Annotated in this window: 7 protein-coding genes; all 7 read left to right on the top strand. The window is 48.1% G+C overall.

Features of this window, described 5'->3' with window-relative positions; translation table 11 throughout:
- Positions 1 to 1,073 (top strand): chorismate-binding protein (locus QZ158_RS07455; RefSeq protein ID WP_293887247.1); only part of this gene is annotated, 1,073 nt, incomplete at its 5' end.
- Positions 1,070 to 1,636 carry an aminodeoxychorismate/anthranilate synthase component II gene (locus tag QZ158_RS07450; RefSeq protein WP_293887245.1) on the top strand — a complete coding sequence of 189 codons (567 nt, stop codon included), beginning with the start codon at positions 1,070 to 1,072 and terminating at the stop codon, positions 1,634 to 1,636. The genes QZ158_RS07455 and QZ158_RS07450, both read left to right, overlap by 4 nt.
- 64 nt (positions 1,637 to 1,700) lie before the next feature.
- Positions 1,701 to 2,705: an anthranilate phosphoribosyltransferase gene (gene trpD, locus QZ158_RS07445; protein WP_293887243.1), complete on the top strand. Its 1,005-nt coding sequence runs from the start codon at positions 1,701 to 1,703 to the stop codon at positions 2,703 to 2,705.
- Positions 2,702 to 3,469, top strand: coding sequence for an indole-3-glycerol phosphate synthase TrpC (trpC, locus tag QZ158_RS07440; RefSeq protein ID WP_293887241.1), 768 nt, complete (start codon positions 2,702 to 2,704; stop codon positions 3,467 to 3,469). Before trpD ends, trpC begins: the two co-directional genes overlap by 4 nt.
- Positions 3,456 to 4,037 carry a phosphoribosylanthranilate isomerase gene (locus tag QZ158_RS07435; RefSeq protein ID WP_293887239.1) on the top strand — a complete coding sequence of 194 codons (582 nt, stop codon included), beginning with the start codon at positions 3,456 to 3,458 and terminating at the stop codon, positions 4,035 to 4,037. Before trpC ends, QZ158_RS07435 begins: the two co-directional genes overlap by 14 nt.
- Positions 4,034 to 5,236, top strand: coding sequence for a tryptophan synthase subunit beta (gene trpB / locus QZ158_RS07430; RefSeq protein ID WP_293887237.1), 1,203 nt, complete (start codon positions 4,034 to 4,036; stop codon positions 5,234 to 5,236). The genes QZ158_RS07435 and trpB overlap by 4 nt, the downstream gene beginning before the upstream one ends.
- Positions 5,237 to 5,238: 2 nt before the next feature.
- Positions 5,239 to 6,024 carry a tryptophan synthase subunit alpha gene (gene trpA / locus QZ158_RS07425; protein WP_293887235.1) on the top strand — a complete coding sequence of 262 codons (786 nt, stop codon included), beginning with the start codon at positions 5,239 to 5,241 and terminating at the stop codon, positions 6,022 to 6,024.
- Positions 6,025 to 6,069 lie beyond the last annotated feature (45 nt).

The raw sequence follows: 6,069 nt of genomic DNA, 5'->3' as shown, positions 1-6,069 counted from the left end.
GCTATGATATGATCGGGGTTTACGAAGAGATTGGACGGATTCCTCAGGATACGATCGGGACACCAGACATGCATTTCTTCATATACGAGTCTTATTTGATTTTTGACCACAAGAAGGAAAAAGTCTATGTGGTGGAAGACAATATCTACTCTGGTCGAAGCAATGATGCGGTCCGCCAATCACTGGGGCAAGTGGTGACCGATCTGCAAACCCAAGCGCCCAACGAGTTCACCCCTCAGGCCTTGCAGGCCCTCCACTTCACCAATCATATCGAGAAAGAAGTCTTTATGGAGATGGTTGCTAAGGTCAAGAAACTGATCCGTGAAGGCGATATGTTCCAATGTGTCCTCAGTCAACGCTTCTCAGCAGACTTTGAGGGTGATCCCTTGGATTATTACCGGAATTTGCGCGTGACCAACCCATCTAACTATCTCTATTTCTATGACTTTGATCACTACCAGATCATTGGAGCCAGTCCTGAAAGTCTGGTATCGGTGAAGAAGGGAGAGGTGACCACTAATCCAATCGCCGGAACCCGACCTCGTGGAGCAACGGAAGAAGAGGACCAAGCCCTGGCTCATGAACTCCTTCACGATATCAAGGAAACAGCCGAGCACCGCATGCTGGTAGATCTGGGCCGCAATGATATCGGGAAAATCGCTCAAAACGGGACGGTCGAAGTGACCAAGTATATGGAAGTCGAGTATTTCCGATATGTCATGCACCTGACCAGTGTGGTCAAGGGGCAACTCCTGCCACACCTAACAGCTCTCGATGCACTCAAATCCACTTTGCCAGCTGGGACAGTCTCTGGAGCTCCTAAGATTCGGGCCATGCGTCGGATCTATGAGTTGGAACAGGAAAAACGTGGCGTCTATGCAGGGGCTATCGGCTACCTCTCAGCGACAGGGGATATGGACTTCGCCATTGCCATTCGGACCATGATCCTCAAGAATCAAAAGGCCTACGTCCAAGCAGGAGCAGGGATTGTCTACGACAGTGTTCCGGAGAATGAATTTTACGAAACGATTAACAAGGCAAAATCGATGACAAGAATAGGAGATGTTCAATGATTATATTAGTGGATAATTATGATTCCTTCACCTATAATTTGGCCCAATACTTGGGAACTTATACAGAGGTTGAGGTCTTGCGAAATGATGATGAGCGCTTGTATGAGCAGGCGGAAGTAGCAGATGCCCTCGTCTTCTCCCCAGGTCCAGGCTGGCCAGCAGATGCTGGGAAAATGGAAGCCATGATCAAGGACTTTGCAGGTAAGAAACCAATGTTGGGGATTTGCCTGGGGCATCAAGCCCTAGCTGAGACCTTTGGCGGCAAGTTGCGACTGGCTAAGAATGTCATGCATGGCAAACAAAGCAAGATTTCCCTTGAAACGCCATCTCCCATTTTCAAGGATATTGAGAATGATGTGCCTATCATGCGTTACCATTCTATCGTCGTTGACCAAATGCCAGAAGAATTTGAGGTCACAGCCATCACTACGGACGACCAAGAAATCATGGCCATCCAACACAAGAGCCTGCCCATCTACGGACTTCAGTATCATCCTGAGAGTATCGGTAGTCCAGATGGTCTAAAAATGATCGAAAATTTTGTGAAGCTGGTCCTAGACTAGACCAGCAGTTCCAAGCAGCTAAAATATCTATTAAAACGTGTAGAAAAGATAAGAGGAAACCCTTATGAAAGAACTATTCTTACAAATCTCTAATCGCCAAGACTTGACGCAAGAGCAAGTCCAAGAAGTCTTTGATCAAATCTTGCAGAACCAACTATCAGAAAGTCAAATCGCTGCCTTTTTGATGGGACTCAAAACCAAGGGAGAAACAGCAGACGAAATTACTGGGATCGTGCGCGCCTTAAAGGCCCATGCGACGGTATTGCCAGAGACCTTCTCAGATGCCATGTGTAACTGTGGGACTGGCGGTGACCAATCCTATAGCTTTAACATTTCGACGACTGTTTGCTTCGTTTTGGCTGCTGGAGGGATCCGCATGGCCAAGGCCGGCAATCGCTCTGTTTCTTCTAAGTCAGGCTCTGCAGATGTCCTAGAAGCGCTGGGCATCAACGTGGCAGCCTCGCCAGAGACCCTCTCTAAAGCCTTGGACGAGGTTGGCTTGGCCTTTATCTTTGCGCAAACCATGCATCCGGCTATGCGCTTTATTGGCCCTGCTCGTCAAGCTATGGGGATTCCAACCATTATGAACCTGGTTGGGCCACTGGCCAATCCACTGGATCTTGAAACCCAACTCATGGGGCTCTACCGTGTCGAATTGCAAGAGATTGTCGCGCGTGCCATCCAGCAGTTGGGACGCAAACGTGCCGTCGTCATCACTGGTCCTGACAATATGGATGAAGCTGCTCTTTATGGAACCAATACCTATACTCTCTTAGAAGACGGCAAGATTAGCCAGCATACCTTTACCTATGAAGATCTGGGGATGGACAAGGTGGAGCTGTCTGAAATAACTGGGGGCGATGCCAAGGAAAATGCAGAAATTCTCCTCAGAGTCTTGAAGAATGAGGCTAGCCCTTATCTGGAAACGACAGTTCTCAATGCTGGTCTTGGCTTTTATGCCAATGGAAAAGTGGCAAGTATCAAAGAAGGTGTGGAGCTTGCGCGTCAATTGATTTCCGATGGTTCTGCCCTTGCTAAATTGCAACACTTACAAGAGGTTCAAGTATGAGTAAAGCCTTTCTACCGACAATCCTAGAACAAAAAGAAAAAGAAGTGGCGCAACTGGTCATGGAAGACCTCCAGCCTCTTCGTCAAACCTATCGTCTCTATGATTTTCTCAAGAGCCATCAAGAGCACTTGCAGATCATCGCTGAGGTGAAGAAAGCCAGTCCTAGTATGGGGGATATTAACTTGGATGTGGATATTGTCGCCCAAGCCAAGACCTATGAAGAAAACGGGGCAGCCATGATCTCAGTCCTGACGGACCAAGTCTTTTTCAAGGGAGATCTCGACTACCTTGGTGAGATTTCTTCCCATGTAACGATTCCAACCTTGGCCAAGGACTTTATCATCGATGAGAAGCAAATTGTCCGCTCTCGCAATGCCGGAGCAACGGTTATTCTCTTGATTGTCGCAGCCTTGCCAGAAGCCCGGCTCAAAGAACTCTACGACTTTGCGACGGGGCTTGGTTTGGAAGTGCTTGTAGAGACCCATAACTTAGCTGAGCTCGAAATCGCCCATCGAATCGGGGCGGAGATTATCGGGGTCAATAACCGGAACCTGGTCACCTTTGAAACGGATCTGAATACTAGTCTTGAATTGTCCACATATTTCAAAGACCAGCCAGTTTATATATCGGAGTCCGCTATTTTTAATGGGGCAGATGCGGCTCGTGTCGCTCCCTACTTTAATGGGATCTTGGTTGGGACTGCTCTCATGACAGCAGGTGATGTAGCAGAAAAGGTCAAGGAGTTACAAATTGACAAAGGTTAAAATATGTGGCCTGTCTACAGCGGAAGCCGTGGAGACGGCTGTCCTAGCAGGAGCAGACTATATCGGCTTTGTATTCGCTAAGAGCAAGCGACAAGTCAGTCTGGAGCAAGCCCACGAATTGGCGAGACTGGTGACTGGCAAGACCAAAATTGTCGGAGTCTTTGTCTCACCGAGTCTAGAGGAGCTGGAGCAAGCCATTGCTCAGGTTCCCTTAGACATTGTTCAGATTCATGGAAATTTTGATGAAGCTCTGATTCCAAAGATTTCAGTTCCCGTCATTCGCGCGATCCAACTCAGTGATCAGGAAGCCCAAGTGTCAAGCCAGGCAGATTATCTGCTCTTTGATGCTCCAGTAGCGGGGAGTGGGCAAACCTTTGATTGGGACTTGCTGAAAGATCAGAAGATCCGGCAGGACTTCTTTATTGCAGGGGGCTTGACAGTGGACAATGTCCGCCAAGCTCGAGAGACCTTTCAGCCCTATGTCCTGGATGTCTCTTCAGGGGTCGAAACAGACGGACACAAAGATATAGAAAAGATAAGAGCATTTATAGAAGGAGCGAAAGCATGAACTATCAACTACCGGATGAAAAAGGGTTTTATGGAAAATTTGGGGGCCAGTTTGTCCCAGAAACCCTGATGACAGCCGTGATCGAACTGGATAAGGCATACCGAGAAGCCAAAGCAGATCCAAGCTTTCAGGCGGAATTGGATGACTTACTCAAGAATTATGTAGGGCGGGAGACTCCACTTTACCACGCCAAAAGCCTCTCCAAGCACATCGGTGGAGCGCAAATCTACCTGAAACGAGAAGACCTCAACCATACAGGGGCCCACAAGATTAACAATGCCCTTGGTCAGGTCTTGTTGGCTAAACGGATGGGCAAGAAGAAGATCATCGCGGAGACAGGGGCTGGTCAACACGGAGTTGCAACAGCGACGGCAGCAGCACTCTTTGAGATGGAGTGTACCATCTACATGGGGGAAGAAGATGTCAAACGCCAGGCCCTCAATGTCTTTCGGATGGAGCTCTTGGGAGCAAAAGTCCATAGTGTGACAGATGGATCGCGCGTGCTGAAAGATGCGGTCAATGCGGCCCTTCGTGCATGGGTAGCTGGGATTGATGATACCCACTACATCATGGGATCTGCCCTTGGACCAGCTCCCTTCCCAGAGATTGTCCGAGATTTTCAATCCGTGATTGGTAAGGAAGCCAAACGTCAGTTTGCTGAAGTCTCAGGTGGAAAACTTCCTGATGCGGTCCTAGCCTGTATCGGTGGAGGCTCCAATGCCATTGGCATGTTCTACCCCTTCGTAGAAGACGAATCTGTAGCCATGTACGGAGCAGAAGCCTCTGGTCTTGGTTTGGATACGGACAAACACGCAGCGACCTTTGCTAAAGGTCGTCCTGGTATCCTTCATGGAACCTTGATGGAAGTGCTTCAAGATGCCCATGGACAGATCATGGAGGCTTTCTCTATCTCTGCTGGATTGGATTATCCTGGTGTGGGGCCAGAGCATTGTTATTTCAATGAAATTGGCCGAGCTACCTATGATTCCATCACGGATGAAGAAGCCCTTGAAGGATTTAAGTTGCTCTCTCGTTTGGAGGGGATCATTCCAGCATTGGAGTCCAGTCATGCTATCGCTCTAGCGCAAAAAGTCGCAGCAAAAATGCCTCCGGACCAACATCTCATCATCTGCCTATCTGGTCGTGGAGACAAGGATGTCATGCAGGTGAAAGAACAGTTTGAAGCAGAAGGGAAGTAGAGATGACCAAAACACTAACACAGCATTTACAAGCCATTAAAGACAGCAAGCGTGGGATCTTTGTCCCTTATATCATGGCGGGGGATCATGAGAAGGGACTGGATGGCCTCTTTGACACCATCCAGCTCTTAGAAGAAAGTGGAGCATCGGCTATTGAAGTAGGGATTCCCTGGTCGGACCCTGTAGCGGATGGGCCAGTCATCGAGATGGCTGGGCAACGTAGTTTGGCCAAGGGAGTGACCTTAACCGCTATTGTAAAAAAAATCCAAGAACAAGAGACCAAGATTCCCTTGGTTATCATGACCTATATCAATCCAGTCTACCAATATGGGATTGAGGCTTTTATAAAAGAATTGGCTTCTACCTCCGTCAAAGGCTTGATCATTCCAGATCTGCCAAATGAGCATGCTGATATGATAGCACCTTACTTGGAAGGAAGTGATATTGCCCTTGTTCCCCTGGTCAGCTTGACTACTGGTGTCGAACGCCAAAAGGCCTTGATCCAAGAAGCAGAAGGCTTTATCTATGCGGTAGCCATCAATGGAGTTACTGGGAAGATGGGCAACTACCGGGACGACTTGGATCAGCACTTGGCAACCTTGAGAGACTTGGCCACTATTCCAGTTCTGACAGGATTTGGGGTCTCCACCCAAGAAGATATCCAACGCTTTAATCAGGTATCGGATGGGGTCATCGTAGGCTCGAAAATTGTTCGGGACCTTCATGAGGGCAAAACCAGCGATGCTAAGGCCTTTGTAGACTATGGTTCACACTTTAATAAATGCTAAGGATAAGAAAAATTACAAAATTTAATAAATTTTCAGAAAATTACT

It is taken from the genome of Streptococcus sp. A12, from assembly GCF_905372335.1.
In the GTDB taxonomy this organism is placed as follows: Bacteria; Bacillota; Bacilli; order Lactobacillales; family Streptococcaceae; genus Streptococcus.
This window is presented reverse-complemented; position numbering and strand designations above follow the sequence as displayed.